The following is an 18,876-nucleotide window of genomic DNA, read 5'->3' on the forward strand; positions in this document are numbered from 1 at the left end:
TGCTTGAAAGCCATTACTCGTCGCACCCGGCGGCCTAGAGTCTGCCCAGCGTCACCAGGCAACGAAACCCATCGGCGCTGACCCGACCAAGGAACCGAGGGATACACCATGAAGAAGCTGCTCATTACCGGAGCATTTGTCATCGCGGCGTTCTCAGGCAGCGCAGTCGCGAACGCGGAGGAAGTCCGCCTCGTCGGACCCGACGGCGTGCCCCTGACCTGGGATTCCCAGGAGGCCTGCCAGACCGACGGACCGAATGTCGCGCTGTCGAACCCGGAAGAGGATGCGAAGTACCCGTACTTCATCTGCCGTCAGGGCGATGACGGCCTCTGGTACCTGTTCAACAGCGACACTCAGTAACCGAACCAGCTGACACCAGGCGGGCAGTGCGCCTCTTTCGGCCATGACGCGCGAAACTGCACCGCCCGTGTGTGTTCGCGGCCTCGGTCAGCGGCGCGGGCCGCCCGGCTGGCCCAAGAGCGGATTCGCCTGCGCGCCGGCGTTGGCGTGCTCACGCTGGTGCTGCTGCATCGCCTGAACCAGCGGGTTTTCCCTCATCAGCTGACGCTTGTCCTCTTCGGACAACTCGTAGAACGTCCACATTCCCCACGCCGCGGGCCGCACATACAGCGTGACCTTTTGACGCTTCTTGGTGTTCTGCGGGAGCATCGCCGCGATAGCCACCACCCGGTCCAGCGTCACAGCGCTGGCGAGCTCCTGAGCCAGCTTGTCCACGTCGGCCGAGTCCTGAAGTTCGTAGACCGAAGCCTGGTGACTCGGCTGAGCCGGGCCCTGCAGGGCGAGAAACCACGCCATCCCGCGCCTCCTTCGCTGTCGCTCGTAGTGGGTCAGGCGACAGCGTAGAGGACTCCGCGCAGCGCTATCGGGGGCGACCCGCGCCGCGCCTGCGCCCGGGCATCGGTATGAAGTCCCCGCCGCGCAGATTTACGATCACGAAAAATTTGTCGCCTTTTGCGCGGTAAAGACTGCTTCATGTGCTAGATGTCACACGGCGGGACCATGGTCTACACCATCCGGCCTGGCCATGCAGTAACGGTTATGACCCCAAGCAACATATTCATGGGCATTGCGCTGGGCAAAGGCGCACCGCAGTGTTATGGTGCAGTTAGCTGAAGGCCTTCGGACGGACATCGCACGAAGGTCGAGGACAAGAATCGAGGAATTTGCTGATGTCAAGCCCGGCCGATCCGGTTCGCACCGGAGCCAACGGTGAGGACTCAGCTCGTGGCATGGGCGCACAACAACCGGTGGCGCTGCACAACTGCAGCCGCATCGGCCGGGTCGCCAATCCGCCCGGATTCTCGTTTTCGGGCTGGTTCCGGTCCAGCCGCCGTCGCTGACGGGGGTCAGGGCCGCCGTGCGCGGCGAATGACCACCACGATCACCACGGCGCTGATACCGGCCAGCGAGATCGCCACCGGGGGTTTCTTGACGAACCGGAGCACCGCAGCTTGAAGGTCGTCGGCAACCCGGCGAGGATTCGCCCGCTCGGCCAGTGAGTCGACAGTCACCGCAAGTTGCTCGCGAGCCACGTCGATCTCAGCCTTGATGGTGTCGGGATCCCGGTCCGCCACGTCTACCTCCAATGCCTCCGGCGCCTTGCGTGCCGACCGCGCCCCAAACCAGCAGTTCTTGTCGCACTACCCTAGTTGAGCCCGGGCGCACCGCAGCGCCCGGCCGACACGCATCGCCTGGAGGAACATCACCCATGCCGCAAACCCCCCGTCTCGAGGCCGGAGACACAGCACCCGCGTTCAGCCTCCCCGACGCCGACGGCAACACGGTCAAGCTCTCCGACTACAAGGGCCGCAAGGTGATCGTGTACTTCTATCCGGCCGCCTCGACTCCCGGCTGCACGAAGCAAGCATGCGACTTCCGCGACAACCTGGCCGAACTCAACGACGCGGGACTCGACGTCGTCGGCATCTCCCCCGATAAGCCCGAGAAGCTCGCGAAGTTCCGCGACGCCGAGAACCTGACGTTCCCGCTGTTGTCCGACCCCGATCGCGCGGTGCTCGAGGCCTGGGGGGCCTACGGCGAGAAGACGATGTACGGCAAGACTGTGCAGGGCGTCATCCGCTCGACGTTCGTCGTCGACGAGAAGGGCAAAATCGAAGTGGCGCAATACAACATCCGCGCCACCGGGCACGTCGGCAAGCTACGGCGCGACATCTCCGTGTAGTTCGCCGAGCCGGGCCAGCAGCAGCGCCTCGGCTGTCGCGGCCCGCTCCAGCACTCCCAGGTCCAGGCTCTCGTCGATGCTGTGCGCTTGGGTGTCCGGGTCCTCGACGCCGGTCACCAGAATTTTCGCGTTTGGGTACGCGGCCGCGAATTCGGCGATGAACGGGATCGATCCGCCCACGCCGGCGTCGATGGCGTCGTGCCCCCACGCCTGCCGGAACGCGCCGCGCGCCGCGTCGTAGACAGGACCCGTCGCGTCGATCGCATAGGGCTGACCGACGTCGCCGGGAGTGACGGTGACCTGCGCTCCCCACGGCGCGTGACTCTCCAGATGACGGGTCAGTGCGGCGAGGTGCTCGGCCGCGTCGCCACCGGGCGCCACCCGCATGCTGACCTTGGCGCGTGCCCGCGGGATCAGCGTGTTCGACGCCTTCGCGATCGGTGTCGTGTCGATACCGATGACCGTGATCGCCGGCTTGGCCCAAAGTCGTTGCGCCACTGAGCCCGAGCCAATCTCACCGACTCCGTCGAGCACACCGGTGTCGGCTCGGACACGTTCCGGGGTGTAGTCGACATCGGCGGCTACCGCCTCATGCAGTCCCTCGACGGCGACATTGCCGTCGTCGTCGTGCAGGCTTGCCAGCAGGCGGACGAGGACGGCCAAGGCGTCCGGCACCACGCCGCCCCACATTCCCGAATGCAGGCCGTGATCCAACGTGGCGACCTCGACCACGCAGTCGGCCAGACCCCGCAGCGAGACGGTCAGCGACGGAATCTCGGTGCTCCAGTTGTCGGAGTCGGCGATGACGATGACGTCGGCCGCCAGCACGTCGCGGTGGGCGGCCAGCAGCTTCGACAACGACGGCGACCCCGACTCCTCCTCCCCTTCCACGAAGACCGTCACGCCGACCGGCGGTGTGCCGCCGTGTGCGCGGAACGCCGCCAAATGGGTTGCGATACCGGCTTTGTCGTCGGCGGTGCCGCGGCCGTAGAGGCGTCCGTCGCGCTCCGTCGGTTCGAACGGAGCCGTCGCCCACTGCGCCGGGTCACCCTCAGGCTGCACGTCGTGGTGCGCGTACAGCAGCACCGTCGGCGCACCGTGCGGCGCGGGGTGACGGGCGATGACGGCGGGAGCACCGCCCTCGGCGACGATCGTCACATCGCCGAATCCTGCCTCCGACAACAACTTCGACACCGCCTCGGCACACCGTTGCACCTCGGGGCGTCGGTCCGGGTCGGCCCAGACGGATTCGATGCGCACGAGGTCTTCGAGGTCGGCGCGGACCGACGGCAGAACGTCGCGGACGCGTTGGATGAGATCGTTCATGAAGACGAGGTTAATGGCGGCTCCCCGCCGTCGTCTGACTCGGCTTGCCGGCGTTCTTCCTGCAATCGGTCCTTGCTGCGCACCAACCGCAACAACGTCACCAGCATGAGTCCCCCGACAACGTTGCCGACGGCGGTGTAGGCGAACCAGCCCAGCCAGTCGAGATATCCGAACGGCGCCTTGCCGGTGATCAGCGCGCCGAATATCAGCAGCGAGTCGAGCACGGAATGGAACAGCTGCAGGCCCGCCAGCAGGAACGCGCCGGCAATGGCGGCGGCGATCTTGGCCGGCATCGATTCGGTGCCGTGCTGCATCCGCGTCATCAGCGTGATCACCATGCCGCCGAGCAGGGACAACGCTGCCGTCTCCATCGACAACGGCGCAGTCGCATAGTGAGCCGCAGATTCGATCGTCTGCCCGTGCAGTTGCGGGAGCGCCGTCATCATCAGGAGCATCAGCAGCCAACCGCCGGCCAAGTTCGCGACCAGCGTGCCACTCCACAATTTGATCAACTGACCGAAACTGGCCCGCTTGGCGGCCACCGTGGTGACCGGGATCAGGAATCCTTCGGTGAACAGTTCGCTGCGTCCGAGAAGCAGCGCCAGAAAGCCGACGGAGAAGGCCAGCCCGGCCAGCAGTGGCTGATGGGTTGCGTTCAGCACCGCCAGGTAGGCCAGCACGCCGACGGCGATGTCGGTGCCTCCGAAGAACCCGGTCGCGAGCACTTCTCGCCAACTGCGATGCAGACGTTGGGTGCCCTCGTCGACCATCCGCCTGAACGCATACTCCAGCGCGTCCTCGATGGGGCTGTCGGATTCTCCGAGTTCGCGCTGGCTTGTCTCCGGCATGGTGGGACCTCTCGGTGCGGTGGTGACCCGCACGGATACCCGGAGAACCGGCGCCGAAGCAGCTAGCGCTCTTCGAGGACGGCGACCGCCGCGGCGACGTCGGCCTCGTGGGTCAGCGACAGGTGGATCGTCACCTCTTTGAGGTGTTCGGCCACCGCACCCGTCAGCCGCACCCGAGGCCGACCCCACATGTCGGTGACGACCTCGATGTCACGGTGAATCGCCTCCGGCAGCACCGGCCGCTTCGAGAAGCGTGACCCCGACCAGGCCTTGATCACCGCCTCCTTGGCCGCCCACCGCGCTGCGAGGTGGCGCGCCGCCGACGAACTCTTGTCGGCGGCGTCGCGTCGCTCGCCCGGCGTGAACGTCTCGGCGAACACCGTGCCGGGCCGGTCCACCTGCTCCGCGAACTCCGGAATGGAGACGAGATCGATGCCTATCCCGACGATGCCCACGGGCAGCACGCTATCTCACGGGTCACCGGCGATACACGTCGTCGTCACCGAGTCGCGACGCCATGTCGAGCAGCATCGCGGCTTCCTGCGACTTCTCCGGGTGGTCGTGGTCGAAGCGGCGACCGTCGGGCCGCTCGTACATCGGCCGGCCGCCCGCGATCGCCGACACCAGCCTGCGCTGACCGGCCAGGGTCCGCTCCTGCGCCGCGGCGGTGTATTCCGTTCGCTGCTCGGGAGTCAGGGTGGCCAGGAACGCCTCCGGGTGCACCAGCGCGATCAGACCCGACACGTGACCGAACCCGAGGCTGGTGACAAGGCCCGCCTTCAGCGGGTACTTGTCGCCCATCCGCAGGGTCTCGCGCGGCCACACGAAGTGCGCGGAGGTCGCGAGGTCTTCGTCCACGCAGTCCAGGCTGCGGTTCGGCGGGATGACACCGTCGCGCAGGATCTGGCACAGGCCCATCGTCTGGAACACCGCCGCGCCGCCCTTGGCATGCCCGGTGAGGCTCTTCTGGCTGACGATGAACAGCGGGGCACCTTCGGAGCGACCCATCGAGTCGGCGAGCCGCTCGTGCAACTCCTGCTCGTTCGGATCGTTCGCCAGCGTCGACGTGTCGTGCTTGGAGATGACGGCGACATCATCGGCACCGACGCCCAGCTTGTTCAGCGCCTTGGCGAGCACCGACTCCCTGCCGCCGCGACCGGCGCCCAGCGCGCCGAGCCCCGGTGCGGGGATCGAGGTGTGCACGCCGTCGGCGTAGGACTGCGCGTAGGCGACGACCGCCAGCACCGGCAGACCCATCCGCAGCGCGAGATCACCTCGGGCCAGCAGAATCGTGCCACCGCCCTGCGCCTCGACGAAGCCGAGCCTGCGCCGGTCGTTGGCGCGGGAGAACCGCGAATCGCTGATCCCCTTGGCCCGCATCACCTCGGTATCGGCGGTGGCCGCCATGTCACCGAAGCCGATGACGGCTTCCAGCGTCAGATCGTCATAACCACCGGTGACGACGACCTCGGCCTTGCCGAGACGGATCTTGTCGACGCCCTCTTCCAGCGAGACCGCCGCGGTGGCGCAGGCGCCGACCGGGTGGATCATCGAGCCGTAGCTGCCTACGTAGCTCTGAATCACGTGTGCGGCAACGACGTTCGGCAGGGTCTCCTGCAGGATGTCGTTCGGCTTGTTCTTGTCGAGCAGGTTGCCGTGGAACATGGTCTGCATCGAGGTGAGGCCGCCCATGCCGGTGCCCTGCGTGCTGGCGACCAGGCTCGGGTGCACCCACCGCATCAGTTCCGTCGGGGAGAACCCGGCGGACAGAAACGCGTCCACCGTGGCCACGAGATTCCACAACGCAACGCGGTCAATCGAATTCGCCATGTCCGGCGTGACACCCCAGACCTGCGGGTCGAACCCGGTCGGGATCTGGGCGCCGACGGTGCGGGACAGCTTCGACTTACGCGGCACGCGAATCTCGGTGCCCGCCTTGCGGGTGACGTTCCAGTCGGCACTGTCGGGCACCGGGCTGATGACCGTGTGCTCCGGATCGAACTGGACGAACGCCCGCGCGTCGGCCTCGGACGACACCACGAAGGAGAAGTCCTTGTCCAGGAACACCGACACCAGCAGCGGCGCCGAGTGATCCGGGTCGATCGCGGCATCTCCGACGAACTCGCGGATGCCCACCCGCTCGACGACCACATCGTGGTAGCGCTCGACCAGATCCGCCTCGTCGACGAGATCGCCGGATTCGGTGTCGTACCAACCTGGTTGGGGATCGTCTTCCCACTTGATCAGGCCTGTGGTCCAGGCCAGTTCGAGGACGCCCGCCGCCGAGAGTTCGTTGTCGATCTCCATCTCGAACCGGGTGCGCGACGAGCCGTACGGGCCGAGTTCGGCGCCGCCGACGATGACCACCAGATCGGCCGGATCGACGTCCAGCGGAGCCCACTCCGGCGCAGGGGCCGGGGCGGCGGGACGCGGCGGCGACGGCAGTGCGGCGATCGTGTGACCGTCCGACTGCACGTCCTCGTCGTCGTCCGCCGGTGCCTCGGCCGCACGCTCGCGGGCCTTGGCTGCCAGGTCCGACAGATCCAGATCGACCTCGGCCAGTCCGCCGGTGAGGTCGGCCTGGACGGGCTCGCGCGCCGCCGCGACCTTCGTCTCCACGTCACACAGGGCCAGCAGCATGCTCGCCATCTGCTCGGTGGAGTAGGTGGTCACGCCGGCTGCTTCGACTCCGTCGACGATGACGTCGTTGTGGCCCATCAGGCCGGTGCCGCGGGTCCAGCCGATCAGCGCGTGCGCCAGGCTGACTCGCTGCGCCCACGACGTCTCCGCCTTCCAGCGGGACACGACGGCGTCCAGTGCCGACTTCGACTCGCCGTAGGCGCCGTCGCCGCCGAACATGCCGCGGTTCGGCGATCCGGGAAGCACCACGTGCAGGCGTGCCGCGATGTCGCGATCGGCACCGATGTGGGACAGGCCGGCAATGAGCCGCTGCACGGCCCACAGCAGAACCTTCATCTCCATCTCGGAGCGCGAACCGGCCTCGGACAGGTCCCCACCGACGCGAGGCGCCGCGAACGGGAACAGCAGCGTCGGGGTCAGCGCATCCTTGAGGTGGATCGACTTCGGCCCGAGGCTCTCACTCTGCTCGGTACCGACCCACTCCACCAACGCGTCAATGTCGTTGTAGGAAGCCATGTTCGCGGGAAGCACCCACAGCTTGGCGCCGAACCGGGCGTTGTCGCGATAGAGGCCGCGGTAGAACTCCAGCCTGCTGTCGTCGAGCTTCGAGGTCGTCGCGATCACGGTGGCACCGCCGTCGAGCAGCTGCGCCACCACCGACGCCGCGATCGAGCCCTTCGAAGCGCCTGTCACGACAGCTACCTCGTCGTTGTAGCGACCCTTGCCCGGGTTCTCCGCACCCGCGGCAACGCGGGCGTACAGCGAAGCGTGGATGTTCAGCCCGGCGGCGAGCGCCTTGCCCTGCCAGTAGGTGGCCTGGGTCCCGACGACGTGGCCGGTGCCCTCGAACCGCTCCGACAGCCGGACCCAGTCGGCCTCGAGGTCGTCCTCCTCGGTCAGCCAGATCTTGGCGAGATCCTCACGCGCACTTGCCCACCGGTCGTCGAAGAGCACCGCCTTGCGACCGTCGAACGACGGCGCCACCAGACGCGGCCAATCCGCACCGAGTTCGGCCGTGACCAGGTCGATGAGCTCCGCATCGGCCGACGGCTCCGGGGTGGAGATCGCGGCGCTGTGGCCGAGCTGGTCCAGGATCGCGCGGGCCGCGTTGGCGAGCACACCGTTGGGTCCGGTGACCTGCTCGGCGAACTCACCGAGCGCCGCGGAGTCCACGACCCCGCCGCCACCGCCCGCGGCGGACGGCAGCGACACCGGAATGCCGCGCCGCGCACCGACGGCCGTCACGGCCGCGTCGATCGCCTTGTCGACGGCGGCGGCGTCGGCCAGGGCACCGTCGTGCAGGCCGCCCAATGCTCCGCCGCGAACGCTGGATCCCTCGCGGGTTCCCAGCGCCACTTCGGCCGTGACGTGCTTGCCCCAGCCGTCACCGAGTTCCCAGGTCTTCTTGACCCGCTCGACGATGTAGGCCGGACGCTTGCCCGACGGCCCGAGGACCGTGCGCAGCTGATCGTTGATCGCGTCCGACAGCACCGGGCCGAACGGCTTGTAGGTGCGGGCCAGCTTGGTGACCTGCCCCTTGAGCCCGGCCAGATCGGCTTCGGCGGCACCGTCGATGGCGCCGAGGTTCAGCTCGGAACCGAGGTCGACCAGCATCTGGTTGCGCCGCGAGGACGCGCCGTCGGTGATCGACTCGATGGAGTCGAGCGCCTCGATCTGATCGATGCGGATCTTGGCCGACAGCGCGATGAGCGCGGTCGTGGCATCGGCCGCGTCGAAGACGATGTCGTCAGGACGAGGTCCGCCGCTCGGGGCCGCCGCGGGTGCCGGAGCGGCGGGGGCCGCCTCCGCCGGAGCAGCTGCAGCAGGCGCTGCCTCGGCAACCGGTGCTTCATCTCCCGCCGACTCCTCGACGTCGGGCTCGGGATCGGTGTCCGTCGCGAACAGCACGGCGGCGTCACGCTCGGCGTTGAGCACCTCGGTGGTGTTGTGCGAGTACTCGGGGAGCTTGAGCGTGTTGGTGGCCAGGCCGGCGACGGTCGGCGCGTTCTTCACACCGATCTCGACGAACCGCTCGATGCCCATACCGCCCGCGGCCTCCTCGATGAAGAGCAGGTCCTGCGTCTCGATCCAGCGCACCGGGCTGGCGAACTGCCACGCGAGCAACTCGATGACGACCTTGCGCATGAGCTCCGACGGACGCTCGTTACGCCACGTGTCGTAGTCGGCGAGGATCTCGTCGAGCGGTTCGGCGGGCACCAGATCGCGGATCTCCTGGATGAAGTCGCGGTCCAGCGTGAACGGCCGCGGCACCAGGTTCGGGATGTAGCGCCCGATCAGCAACTCGGGATCGGCATCGGTGGGCATGACCCGCTCGAGGGCGCGGCGGAAGTCGGCGACGCCGACGCGCAGCACGCTTGAGTGGAACGGCACGTCGATACCGGGCACCAGGATGAATGACCGCTTGCCGCCTGAGATCTCGCGGCGACGCTCGACCTCTTCCTCCAGAGCCTCGAGGCCGGCGACCGTGCCGGCGATCGCGTACTGCGAACCACGCAGGTTGAAGTTCACGATCTCCAGGAATTCGCCTGTGCGCTCGGAGATTTCGGCGATGAAGCTCTTCACGTCGGCGTCGTCGAGGTCGATCTGCGACGGGCGGATGGCGGCCAGTCGGTAGTTCGACCGGCCCTGCGCGTCGCGAGGCACGATGTCGTGCATCTTGCTGCCGCGGTGGAACACGACCTCCAGCAGCGCCTCCAGCTCGTACACGCCGGAAACGCATGCCAGAGCGGTGTATTCGCCGACGGAGTGACCGCACGCGATGGCGCCCTCGACGAACGCACCCTGCTCACGCATCTCGGCGACCTGGGCCGCAGCCACCGTCGCCATGGCGACCTGGGTGAACTGCGTCAGGTAGAGCACGCCCTCGGGGTGGTGGTAGTGCACACCGGAGGCGATCAGGCTGGTCGGGTTGTCGCGCACGACGTGCAGCACCGAGAAGCCAAGAGTCTCACGGGTGAACTTGTCGGCGGTGTCCCAGACCTTGCGGGCGGCCTTGGAGCGGGCCCGCACGTCCATGCCCATCCCCTTGGACTGGATGCCCTGACCGGGGAACGCGTAGACGGTCTTCGGAGCAGCCAACTGCGCGGTCGCCGCCATGACGAGCTCGCCGTCGACCTTCGCGGCAACCTCGACGATCTCGGCGCCGCGGTCGATGCCGACGCGGTCGATGCGGAATTCGATCTCGTCGCCGGGCAGCACCATCCCGAGGAAGCGCGACGTCCAGCCGACCAGACGGGCGGGCGGGGTGGCGCGGCCGTCGGTCGCGGTGACGGCGTGCTGAGCCGCCGCCGAGAGCCACATGCCGTGCACGATGGGCCTTTTCAGCCCGGCGAGCAGCGCGGCGGCGCGGTCGGTGTGGATCGGGTTGTGGTCTCCGGAGACAACGGCGAAGGCACTCATGTCGACGGGAGCGGTGACGGTGACGTCACGCCGGCGGCGACGCGGGGTGTCCGTGGCGTTGTCGGTGATGGCGCCGCCGGCACGCACCGGATCGGCGAGCTCGACGGCACCGGTGCGACCGCGGATCGCGAAGCGCTCCTCCAACGTCGCCAGGACGACGCCCTCGGCGTCGGCGATCGTCACCTCGACCGGGACAACACGCCCGACCTCGGTATCGGTGGCCGCCAAAGCTGTTGCCTTGACCGACAATTCGGACTTGGTCGCAGGCATCGACTCCAGCAGGTGCGCGGCGTGGTCGAGGTGCACCAGGCTCAGCAGACCTTCGACAACCGGGAAGCCGTCGTCGGTCAGGGCGGAGCCGATCGCGGAGAACACGGCAGGCCAGCACAGTCCGACCAGCGCATCGGGCACCAGGGTCAGGCCGGGCGCCAGCGGAGCGCCGAACGTCGCGGTGACGCCGGTGTGGTCGGCGACCTTCTCCGGATCCCATTCGACGGTGACCTGCGCCGTGTTGTTCTCCACGGGCGGAAGGGTTTCCGGTCCGTCGACTCCCGCGGCGATCGCCAGCACCGAGCGCATCGCCTTCGAGGCGTCCTCGACGGTGACGATCGGCGCTCCGCCGTCCACCGTTGCCGTCGGCAGCGTGAAGCGGATCTCGATCCAGATGTCGGACAACGGGACGCTGAGCGTGACCGAGACGTTTCCGGCGCCGTCGCTGCTCTGTTCGAGGCGCGCACCGGTGTTCGGGTGCGTGGCGCTGGGCTTGCCCGGCACGTCGTTGACCTGCCACTCACCGGGCGCGCCGATGCGGTGCACCGGGTTGATCGCGGTGCGGCCTGCCCACAGCACGTCGGGCGAGTCGAGCACGACGGCCAGCGGACCGCTGACGTCGGCACGCGCCTGGCGACGAGACACGACCGAAACCGGTTGCGCGCCTGCGGCGAGCACGCGGTCGACGATCTCTTGCTCGAACCGGTCGAGCAGTTCACCGACCGGCTCGTCGACGCGGGTGATGCCGACGACGGCCTGGGTTCCCGGGATGATGCAGACCTGGTCGGCGGTGTAGCGGGCGTCGTGCGCCTGCCACAGCGAGTCGCTGCGCCACCAACGGCGCACGTCCTTGTCGACGACGGGCACGAAGTTGACCGGCTTGCCGGGCTTCTTGCACAACGTCACGAAGAACGGCACGTCGGCCGGGTGCAGCTTGACGGTCTCGGCGTCGGGGTAGCGCGCGACCAGCGCGGCGATCGCTGCATCCGGATTGTCCAGCAGCGCTTGATCTTCGGAGTCGTCGTCGCCGGCCACGAACAGCGACTCGATCGGTCCCGAGTCCTTCTCGTTGAGGCGGGCCTCGGCGCGCTTGAGCATCTCCTCGAAGCGCTCACGCCAGGTGTCGGCCAGCCACGGGCTGCCGGGACCGGCCGTGTCGGCGGTGCTGTCGCCGTCGCCGATGGCGAGCTCGACGTAGCGCTTCAGCCACTGCAGGTAGGTCATGTCGCCGATGTCGCCGAAGTACGGCTTGGCGGTGTTGGCCATCGCGGCGATGATCTCGTCGCGGCGCTCGGCCACGGCGTCGGCGTCGCCGGCGACCTCGTCGAGCAGGCGGCCGCATCGCGATGCGGTGTTGTCGATCTCGTGGATGTCGGCGCCGAGCTGGCTGCGACCGCTGGCCATGCCGTTGATGGCCTTGCCTGCGCCGACCCAGATGTCGGTGCCCGTCGTGTCGACGAGCATCTGCTTGACGGCCGGCGACGTGGTGGCCTCGAGAGTCGCCATCGCGGCGGTGCCGACCAGGATGCCGTCGACGGGCATCTCCGGGAAGCCGTACGCCTTGGACCACTCACCCGACAGGTACTCGGCAGCCCGCTCCGGGGTGCCGATGCCGCCGCCGACGCAGATGGTGACGTTGGAGTACTTGCGCAGCTCGCCGTAGGTGGCCAGCAGCAGGTCGTCGAGGTCCTCCCACGAGTGGTGTCCGCCGGCGCGGCCGCCTTCGATGTGCACGATGACGTCGCGCTCGGGCACCTCGACCGCGATCTTGATGACGGACTTGATCTGGTCGACGGTGCCCGGCTTGAAGACGACGTTGCTGATGCCGACGGTGTGCAGTTCCTCGATCAGGTCGACGGCCTCTTCGAGGTCCGGGATACCGGCGGTGACGACCACGCCGTCGATGGGCGCGCCGGACTGGCGGGCCTTCTGCACCAGACGCTTGCCACCGACCTGCAGCTTCCAAAGGTAGGGGTCGAGGAACAGCGAGTTGAACTGGATCGCGCGGCCGGGTTCGAGCAGCTGCGTCAGCTCGGCGACGCGGGCGTCGAAGATCTCCTCGGTGACCTGTCCGCCACCGGCGAGCTCGGCCCAGTGGCCGGCGTTGGCGGCCGCGGCGACGATCTTGGCGTCCACCGTCGTCGGGGTCATGCCCGCGAGCAGGATCGGGGACCGGCCGGTGAGGCGGGTGAACTTCGTCGACGCCTTCACGGAACCGTCCGGCAGGGCGATGGCCTGCGGGGCATAGGTGGACCAGGCGGGTGCGACGGCGGGTGCGGCGCCGACGGTGAAGAGGCTGCGCTGGCCGGCGCGGGTGGCCGCGGGCACGATGCCGATGCCGAGGCCGCGGATCACCGGAGCGGTCAGCCGCGTGACGGTGTCGCTGGGGCCCAGGTCGACGATCCACTTTGCGCCGGTGGCGGCGAGCTCTTCGACCTCGGCGACCCAGTCGACGGGCTTGACGAAGATGGTTTCGGTCAGTCGACGGGTGAGCTCGCGGTCCAGGCCCGTGCGCGCTGCCCATTCGTTGACGAGTTCGACCCCGCCGGCGAGGCGCGGGGTGTGGAAGCCGACCTCGACGTTGAGCTGGTTGAAGATCGGACGGAAGATCGCGCCGCCGCGCGTCTTGTTCTTGCGCTCGGCCTCTTCCTTCTCGGTGATCTTCTCGCAGTACAGCTCGAACCGGGCGAGCTGCTCGGGGGTGCCGGTGATCACGACGGAGCGACGGCCGTTGCGGATGGACAGGGCCGGCGGGAGCACGGTGCGCACGTCCTGGGAGAACTCGTCGAGGAGCTCGGCCATCCGGGCGGGGTCGACGTTGAGGACGGACACCATCGGCGCTTTGTCACCACGGCCGACCATGCCGCAGCGGCGCGACACCAGCGATCCGGCGGCACCGATGAGCTGACCGATGGCGAGCAGTTCGACGTCGCGGGTTCCGCGGGCCTTGAGCGACTCGACCGCTGTGACGCCCTGAGAGTGGCCCGCGATGGCCACTGGGGGATGACCGTCCAGGTCGAGGCCCTGGCGCTTGAGGGCGCGCTGAGCGGCCATCTGGGTGAGCAAGATGCCGGGCCCGGAGATGGCCGCGGTGGTGAGGTCCTTGGCGGACGGCAGCGGCTCGTCGGCGGCCAGGGCGCGGATCCATTTCATCGGCTCGAAGCCGATGGGCCGGACGACGACGAGCTCGCGGGCGAGCGGCTCGAGCAGCAGTTCGGCCTCGGCGACGAGCTGGCTGATCTCGGACTCGATGCCGGCGGAGTTGACGAGCTCTTCGAGGTTCTCCAGCCAGGGGCCGCCCTGGCCGCCGAACGCCACCGCGTACGGCTCTCCGGAGTGCAGTCGATCGACGAGTGCGTGCGTTCCCGTCAGAGGTTCGAAGGCCTGGTCTTCGTGGCCGCTGGAGCCGGTGGATGCACGGTGCTGGTCGTTGATCGTCACGTCTTGTGTTCTCCTCGGTGCTGTTTTCGCGCTACATCACTAGGTCTGAGGCTTGTGGTGGGCCCTTCTTCGGGCCTGCTGTGGCGCTCGCCGCGGTGCTTGCCTGTGCACCCTGCGTCGGCCTTGCGATTCGGCGTCGAATCCGGCTGGAGCGATCCGCAGCGCTCAGGGGGTCCACGTCGTCGGAACCGCGGGCGGGCACTTCAGCCGTACTAAGAGTGTCATAAGAGACTGCACCAGTTTGGCGCCACAAATGGTTACTGGCGAGTTCTACGCATCGGTAACCACGAGTTGCATAACGCGCCGTTTGCGGCGCCCCGCGGCTATCCGGGACAAACGTCCTGCATGCAGGTGGTTACGGTCCAGTAAGAAAGAACTGCAGTTCAAAGCAGTATTGTTACTGAATCGTTATCTGAGAAATTCGGTTCTCATGTCGTGTTCGGCGGACGCCATCTGAGGCGACACGATCGGAAAAAGTGTCTTGTCGACGCTTCGTTGAACGGACACAAGTTTGCTGCAAAAACCTACTAGCGAGTAAGACCGGTCGCTTCGGCGGGGTGTTTTCGGGTCCGACTAAGGCCCGCTGGCCGAAAGTGGGCTTGAGAACGTGGGTGATGTCGACGCCGATCCCCGCCACTGTGCGCGCATCGATCTCGACCTGGTGCAGGTGGGCGGCAGGCTGCGCGACGCGCCCCGGCGAGGCCCAATTGTGCTGCCAGCACTAGGCGCCGAGACCGTCCTGAAGAGCCACTCGATCATCTTCGAGTGGGCGCAGACGCCGGTGCGCTGGTGTCCGAGCACTCGCTCCCCAGCCTCTCAGATACGGCGCCACCTGCCGCTTGTACTGCTCGTGGGTGGGGTCGTCATCGATGGACGCATAGATCGGCGCACCGACGGGACCCCCTCCGGCCACGTGCAATTGCCAGCCCCGGGTCGCGTGCTGAACACCGGCGGACTCCCCCGGTAACCAGTCGGCGGTCGGACACGTATCTGATCGCGCCGAGTGCGCCGGATTCACCTAAGTCTGCGGCACTGAGCACGCCGGCGGCGTAGTCGAGCAGAATACCCAGCGGCTCGGCTGAAGCCAGCGGAGTGATGGCGGCCGGGCCGAGGCCCGCCGTCAGGGCGCCAAGCCCCAAGGCGGCCGGAGTTGCCGCGGCGGCGTACCTGGGCTCAGGCGCCGCGCCTGGGCTCCCATTCGCCGCCCAGCAGGATGCCCGCGGTGTAGCCGGACGCGGACGTGACCATATGGCGGCGCGTCGCCTGGTCGAACTTGGACGCCATCACTTTCTCGCCCAGGGCACGGAAGTCCTGGACGACTCGCCGGATCTCATCCATCTCGTGCGGGCGCGGAAGGTAGTCGGTGCCGACCCGGGCTTGATACAGCTCGACCAGACTGGTGACGAATGCCTCTGCCACGTCGTCCACAGAATCCTCGGCGGCCTCGACGAAGCGCAGCAGCGCCCGCACATACAGCAGTTGGTCGGGCGCGCGCTCCAGGATCTCCGCCGCCTCGCCGTCGATCAGCATGACCCTGCCGCCCACGACCTCGGCCATGCCGTACTCGACGAGGCGGCGGCCCTCGTCACTGCGTGGATCGATGGACACGACCCTGCTGTGGTTGTGCGGTTCGTCGGAGGCGCCGAGCACCGCCCGCTGCAGACCGAGGATGTCCGCCAGGTCGGTGCCCTGACGCATGCTCGCGAAGAACTCCGCGATGTGCGCAGAGTTGTAGCCCTTGCGCAGCAACTGACTGATGGTGTTGAGCTGCGACAGGTGGTAGTCGTCGTACAGGGCAGACCGGCCGACCCTGCGGGGTGGATCGAGCAGCCCGCGCTCGCGGTAGGCCCGGATGTTTCGGGCGCTGACTCCCGACGCTCGAGCGAGGTCTTCCAGCCGATACTCAGCCATGCAGCGGACACTCCACACGTGAGGGACGGTAGGCCGGGCGGTGGCCAGGGTGGTGCATGTAAACACTCTAACCGCACCGCGTGCAGAATGAGCGAAGTATCCCCGCCATCGCCTGGCGTAGGTCCTTCAGGCGAATATGAGCGGCTATCAGGGCAAATTCTGAACATCTAGTTAATTTGTCGACGTCATGGTGCAGTTTTAGCCAACTTGGCGACCTCTTCGATCGGATTCCGGCGACTGCGTGCGGGCATTCCGATTGGCGCACGAGGCCCCCGGTGCGCGACGATGGAACTTCCTGCCGACTCGGGCAGGACATTAAGACAAAGTCAGCTAATTGTGAGGTGCCTGCGAGTGCGTCCCTGGATCATCTGGGCGACGGGTTTGCTCGCGTACATCGTCGCCGTCCTGGACCGGACCACACTCGGGGTGTCCGGACTGGCCGCGGCCGACCGATTTTCCGCGGGCCCGAGCCTGCTCTCGACGTTCGTCGTCCTCCAGGTCGTCGTGTACGCCGGCGCCCAGGTTCCCGCTGGGCTGCTCCTCGACCGTTATGGATCTCGCGCGCTCATCGTGTCGGGTGCCGCACTGATGTCTTCGGGTCAGTTGGTGCTCGCATTCACCGAATCCCTGCCGACGGCCATCGCCGCCCGCGCCGTCGTCGGCCTCGGTGATGCGTTCACGTTCATCTCCGTGCTGCGCCTGGTCCCGCACTGGTTCGCGCCACGGCAGATCCCGGTCGTCACCCAGTTGACGGGGATCGTCGGGCAACTCGGCCAGGTGCTGTCGGCAGTGCCGTTCGTCGCGGTGCTGACCGCTGCCGGATGGTCGGTTGCTTACATCTCCGCCGCGGCGTTCGGCGTGATGTCGATCGTGCTGACCCTGCTCGTCGTCAAGAACGCCCCCGCCGGAGTCGTGACGACGTCGGAGGCGATTTGGGTCCGAGACACGCTTCGCAGTGTCAAGACGGTGTGGCTACGCCCCGGCACCCGCCTCGGCTTCTTCACTCACATGGGCACCCAGTTCTCTGTCACCGTGTTCGCCCTGATGTGGGGCGTGCCGTATCTCACCGAGGCACAAGGTCTTTCCCACGGCGTCGCCGGTGCGCTACTGAGCCTTTCGGTTGCCAGCGCCATCGGCAGTGGCGTGCTGATCGGGATCCTCACCGGCCGCTACCCGCACCGTCGCTCCCGCATGGTGCTCGCCATCATCGTCAGCAATGCGCTGATGTGGACCGTCGTACTGGCCCTACCCGGACCGGCGCCACTGTGGCTGCTCGTGCTGTTGATCGTGGTGATCTCGGCCGGCGGCCCGGGCTCGATGGTGGGTTTCGATTTCGCGAGAACGTTCAACACCAGAGCGACCCTCGGCACTGCCCAGGGCATGGTCAACATGGGCGGATTCCTCGCCTCCCTGTTGCTGATGCTGGCAATGGGCTTGGCCATGGAGGCAGGGGGCGGCATCTCGTTCGAATCATTCCGGGTCGCGTGGACGTTGCAGTACATCGTGTGGGCGCTGGCGGTCGTGGGCATTCTCATCACCCGCCACAAGACCCGCAGACAACTCGCCGCCGACGGCAGGGGTCTGGCGAATTCGGTCCCGTCCTAGCGTCACCGTCGGCTTCTCGCCACTGCGGCTGCCGTGTGCCGGTGGCCCACGAGTTCGTAGCCCACGACGGACACCACCGGGGCCAGCGTGACGACCAGCAGGCAATTGGCCATCGAAATCCCGTTGGAGGCAAGCAGTACCGCCACACCCAGAACCGCCGCGGTGAGCGTCACCAGCAGCACGTGGAACGGCTCGACCTTGTGCGCCAACAGCGCGTAGAGCACGTAGATCGTCAGGATGTACAAGCCGACGGGAATGACGACCGAGAGCACCGTGGCGACCGAGGACAGCTCGGAATGGTGCTCGATGTAATACGCGGCCGCATGCAACCCGGCGCCGGTCGCGACGATCGAGGCGAACACCACGATGTGCAGGTATCCGAACCAGAAGGACCGTTCGCGGCGGACGTGCAGGATGTCGGCCTGCGGCAACACGAAATAGGTCCACCACATGCCGAAGGTCAGGCCGATGCCGGCGACCGCGATGAACACCGCTTCGACTGACCAGCCCTGCGCCTCCACGACAGCGCTGAGCGACGCGACAGTGCCGACCACACCCTCACCCAGAGCGATGATGGTGAACAGTCCGTACCTCTCGACGATGTGGTGCGCATGCCACGGGGTACCGCCCTGTTTGAGCTCGGCGATGACGGGGCCCATCACCTCCACGAGCACCAGAGTCAGCACGATCGCAGTGGTGGCAGGTACCGACGTGTGCACGAATATCGCTGCGATCCAGCCGATCTGGGCGATCGTGATCCACAAAGCGTATGTCAGGCAGGCTTTGCGGCGTTCGGGGTCCTGGCTGGCGGCGCGTAACCATTGAGCGACCATCGCGACGCGCATGACCACGTAGCCGGCCACGACGATCTCGTTCTCGACGTGTCCTCCGTGTTCGATCGACGCATACATCTGGGGCAGTCCCAGCGCCAGGATGACCACGCCGACCATCTGCAGCATCGTCGTCAGCCGGTAGACCCAATCGTCGGTGTCGTAGGCCGAGGCGAACCAGCTGAAGTTGATCCACGCCCAGCACACCGAGAACATCGCGAAGAAAAACCCCGCGAGCCCCGCGGCCACGTGACCGACGGCGAGCAGATGCGAGAACTGCGAGGCCGCGATGCCGAAGGCGATGACGAACGTCAGGTCGAACAGCAGTTCCAGTGGTGTGGCGACCCGGCCGACTTCATGGGGGTCACGCCCGGCCATCTTC

12 protein-coding genes and 1 pseudogene are annotated in these 18,876 nt (G+C 67.4%); 4 read left to right on the top strand and 9 right to left on the bottom strand.

The features are described 5' to 3' along the window. The first annotated feature begins 108 nt into the window (after positions 1-108). Complete coding sequence (locus P9A17_RS24875; RefSeq protein WP_278041410.1) at positions 109-360, top strand: hypothetical protein; 252 nt, start codon at positions 109-111, stop codon at positions 358-360. 87 nt (positions 361-447) lie between these two features. Here the strand turns inward: P9A17_RS24875 and P9A17_RS24880 are convergent, their stop codons facing one another. After that, complete coding sequence (locus P9A17_RS24880; RefSeq protein ID WP_278041411.1) at positions 448-816, bottom strand: hypothetical protein; 369 nt, start codon at positions 814-816, stop codon at positions 448-450. A 374-nt stretch (positions 817-1,190) separates the two neighbouring features. Between P9A17_RS24880 and P9A17_RS24885 the strand changes: the two genes are divergently transcribed. Further along, entirely contained in the window at positions 1,191-1,361 is a 171-nt protein-coding gene (locus P9A17_RS24885; protein ID WP_278041412.1) for a hypothetical protein, read from the top strand. Between the two features lie 6 nt (positions 1,362-1,367). Here P9A17_RS24885 and P9A17_RS24890 read toward each other — a convergent pair whose 3' ends face one another. After that, the gene (locus P9A17_RS24890; RefSeq protein WP_278041413.1) at positions 1,368-1,595 is read right to left on the bottom strand and encodes a DUF3618 domain-containing protein; all 228 of its coding nucleotides are present in this window, start codon (positions 1,593-1,595) and stop codon (positions 1,368-1,370) included. Positions 1,596-1,729: 134 nt separating this feature from the next. On the opposite strand from P9A17_RS24890, the gene bcp reads away from it, so the two are divergent. Beyond that, complete coding sequence (bcp, locus tag P9A17_RS24895; RefSeq protein WP_278041414.1) at positions 1,730-2,203, top strand: thioredoxin-dependent thiol peroxidase; 474 nt, start codon at positions 1,730-1,732, stop codon at positions 2,201-2,203. Here the strand turns inward: bcp and P9A17_RS24900 are convergent. The 6 genes and pseudogenes from P9A17_RS24900 to P9A17_RS24925 form a co-directional block, all read right to left on the bottom strand. Next, entirely contained in the window at positions 2,180-3,529 is a 1,350-nt protein-coding gene (locus P9A17_RS24900; RefSeq protein ID WP_278041415.1) for a dipeptidase, read from the bottom strand. The two genes, bcp and P9A17_RS24900, sit on opposite strands and share 24 nt — an antisense overlap. After that, positions 3,526-4,377, bottom strand: a complete 852-nt coding sequence (locus tag P9A17_RS24905; RefSeq protein ID WP_278041416.1) for a formate/nitrite transporter family protein — start codon at positions 4,375-4,377, stop codon at positions 3,526-3,528. Before P9A17_RS24905 ends, P9A17_RS24900 begins: the two co-directional genes overlap by 4 nt. Before the next feature lie 62 nt (positions 4,378-4,439). After that, positions 4,440-4,832, bottom strand: a complete 393-nt coding sequence (locus P9A17_RS24910; RefSeq protein WP_278041417.1) for a holo-ACP synthase — start codon at positions 4,830-4,832, stop codon at positions 4,440-4,442. 22 nt (positions 4,833-4,854) lie between these two features. Then, positions 4,855-14,142 carry a type I polyketide synthase gene (locus P9A17_RS24915; RefSeq protein ID WP_278041457.1) on the bottom strand — a complete coding sequence of 3,096 codons (9,288 nt, stop codon included), beginning with the start codon at positions 14,140-14,142 and terminating at the stop codon, positions 4,855-4,857. A gap of 589 nt (positions 14,143-14,731) precedes the next feature. Continuing rightward, a pseudogene (locus P9A17_RS24920) lies at positions 14,732-15,287 on the bottom strand (DUF1906 domain-containing protein); the annotation flags it as partial. Positions 15,288-15,321: 34 nt separating this feature from the next. Further along, positions 15,322-16,059, bottom strand: coding sequence for a MerR family transcriptional regulator (locus P9A17_RS24925; protein WP_278041418.1), 738 nt, complete (start codon positions 16,057-16,059; stop codon positions 15,322-15,324). Between the two features lie 351 nt (positions 16,060-16,410). Here P9A17_RS24925 and P9A17_RS24930 point away from each other — a divergent pair, with 351 nt between their 5' ends. Further along, positions 16,411-17,664 carry an MFS transporter gene (locus tag P9A17_RS24930; protein ID WP_278041419.1) on the top strand — a complete coding sequence of 418 codons (1,254 nt, stop codon included), beginning with the start codon at positions 16,411-16,413 and terminating at the stop codon, positions 17,662-17,664. A gap of 2 nt (positions 17,665-17,666) precedes the next feature. Here the strand turns inward: P9A17_RS24930 and P9A17_RS24935 are convergent, their stop codons facing one another. After that, complete coding sequence (locus tag P9A17_RS24935; RefSeq protein ID WP_278041458.1) at positions 17,667-18,872, bottom strand: low temperature requirement protein A; 1,206 nt, start codon at positions 18,870-18,872, stop codon at positions 17,667-17,669. Positions 18,873-18,876 lie beyond the last annotated feature (4 nt).

Origin of the sequence: Mycobacterium sp. 236(2023) (genome assembly GCF_029623955.1) — a bacterium.
In the GTDB taxonomy this organism is placed as follows: domain Bacteria; phylum Actinomycetota; class Actinomycetes; order Mycobacteriales; family Mycobacteriaceae; genus Mycobacterium.

Bases quoted from the DNA above. Each gene is read 5' to 3' on its own strand.
- P9A17_RS24935 (WP_278041458.1), bottom strand. From the start codon at position 18,872: ATGGCCGGGCGTGACCCCCATGAAGTCGGCCGGGTCGCCACACCACTG.
- P9A17_RS24905 (WP_278041416.1), bottom strand. From the start codon at position 4,377: ATGCCGGAGACAAGCCAGCGCGAACTCGGAGAATCCGACAGCCCCATC.
- P9A17_RS24885 (WP_278041412.1), top strand. From the start codon at position 1,191: ATGTCAAGCCCGGCCGATCCGGTTCGCACCGGAGCCAACGGTGAGGAC.
- P9A17_RS24900 (WP_278041415.1), bottom strand. From the start codon at position 3,529: ATGAACGATCTCATCCAACGCGTCCGCGACGTTCTGCCGTCGGTCCGC.
- P9A17_RS24875 (WP_278041410.1), top strand. From the start codon at position 109: ATGAAGAAGCTGCTCATTACCGGAGCATTTGTCATCGCGGCGTTCTCA.
- bcp (WP_278041414.1), top strand. From the start codon at position 1,730: ATGCCGCAAACCCCCCGTCTCGAGGCCGGAGACACAGCACCCGCGTTC.
- P9A17_RS24880 (WP_278041411.1), bottom strand. From the start codon at position 816: ATGGCGTGGTTTCTCGCCCTGCAGGGCCCGGCTCAGCCGAGTCACCAG.
- P9A17_RS24925 (WP_278041418.1), bottom strand. From the start codon at position 16,059: ATGGCTGAGTATCGGCTGGAAGACCTCGCTCGAGCGTCGGGAGTCAGC.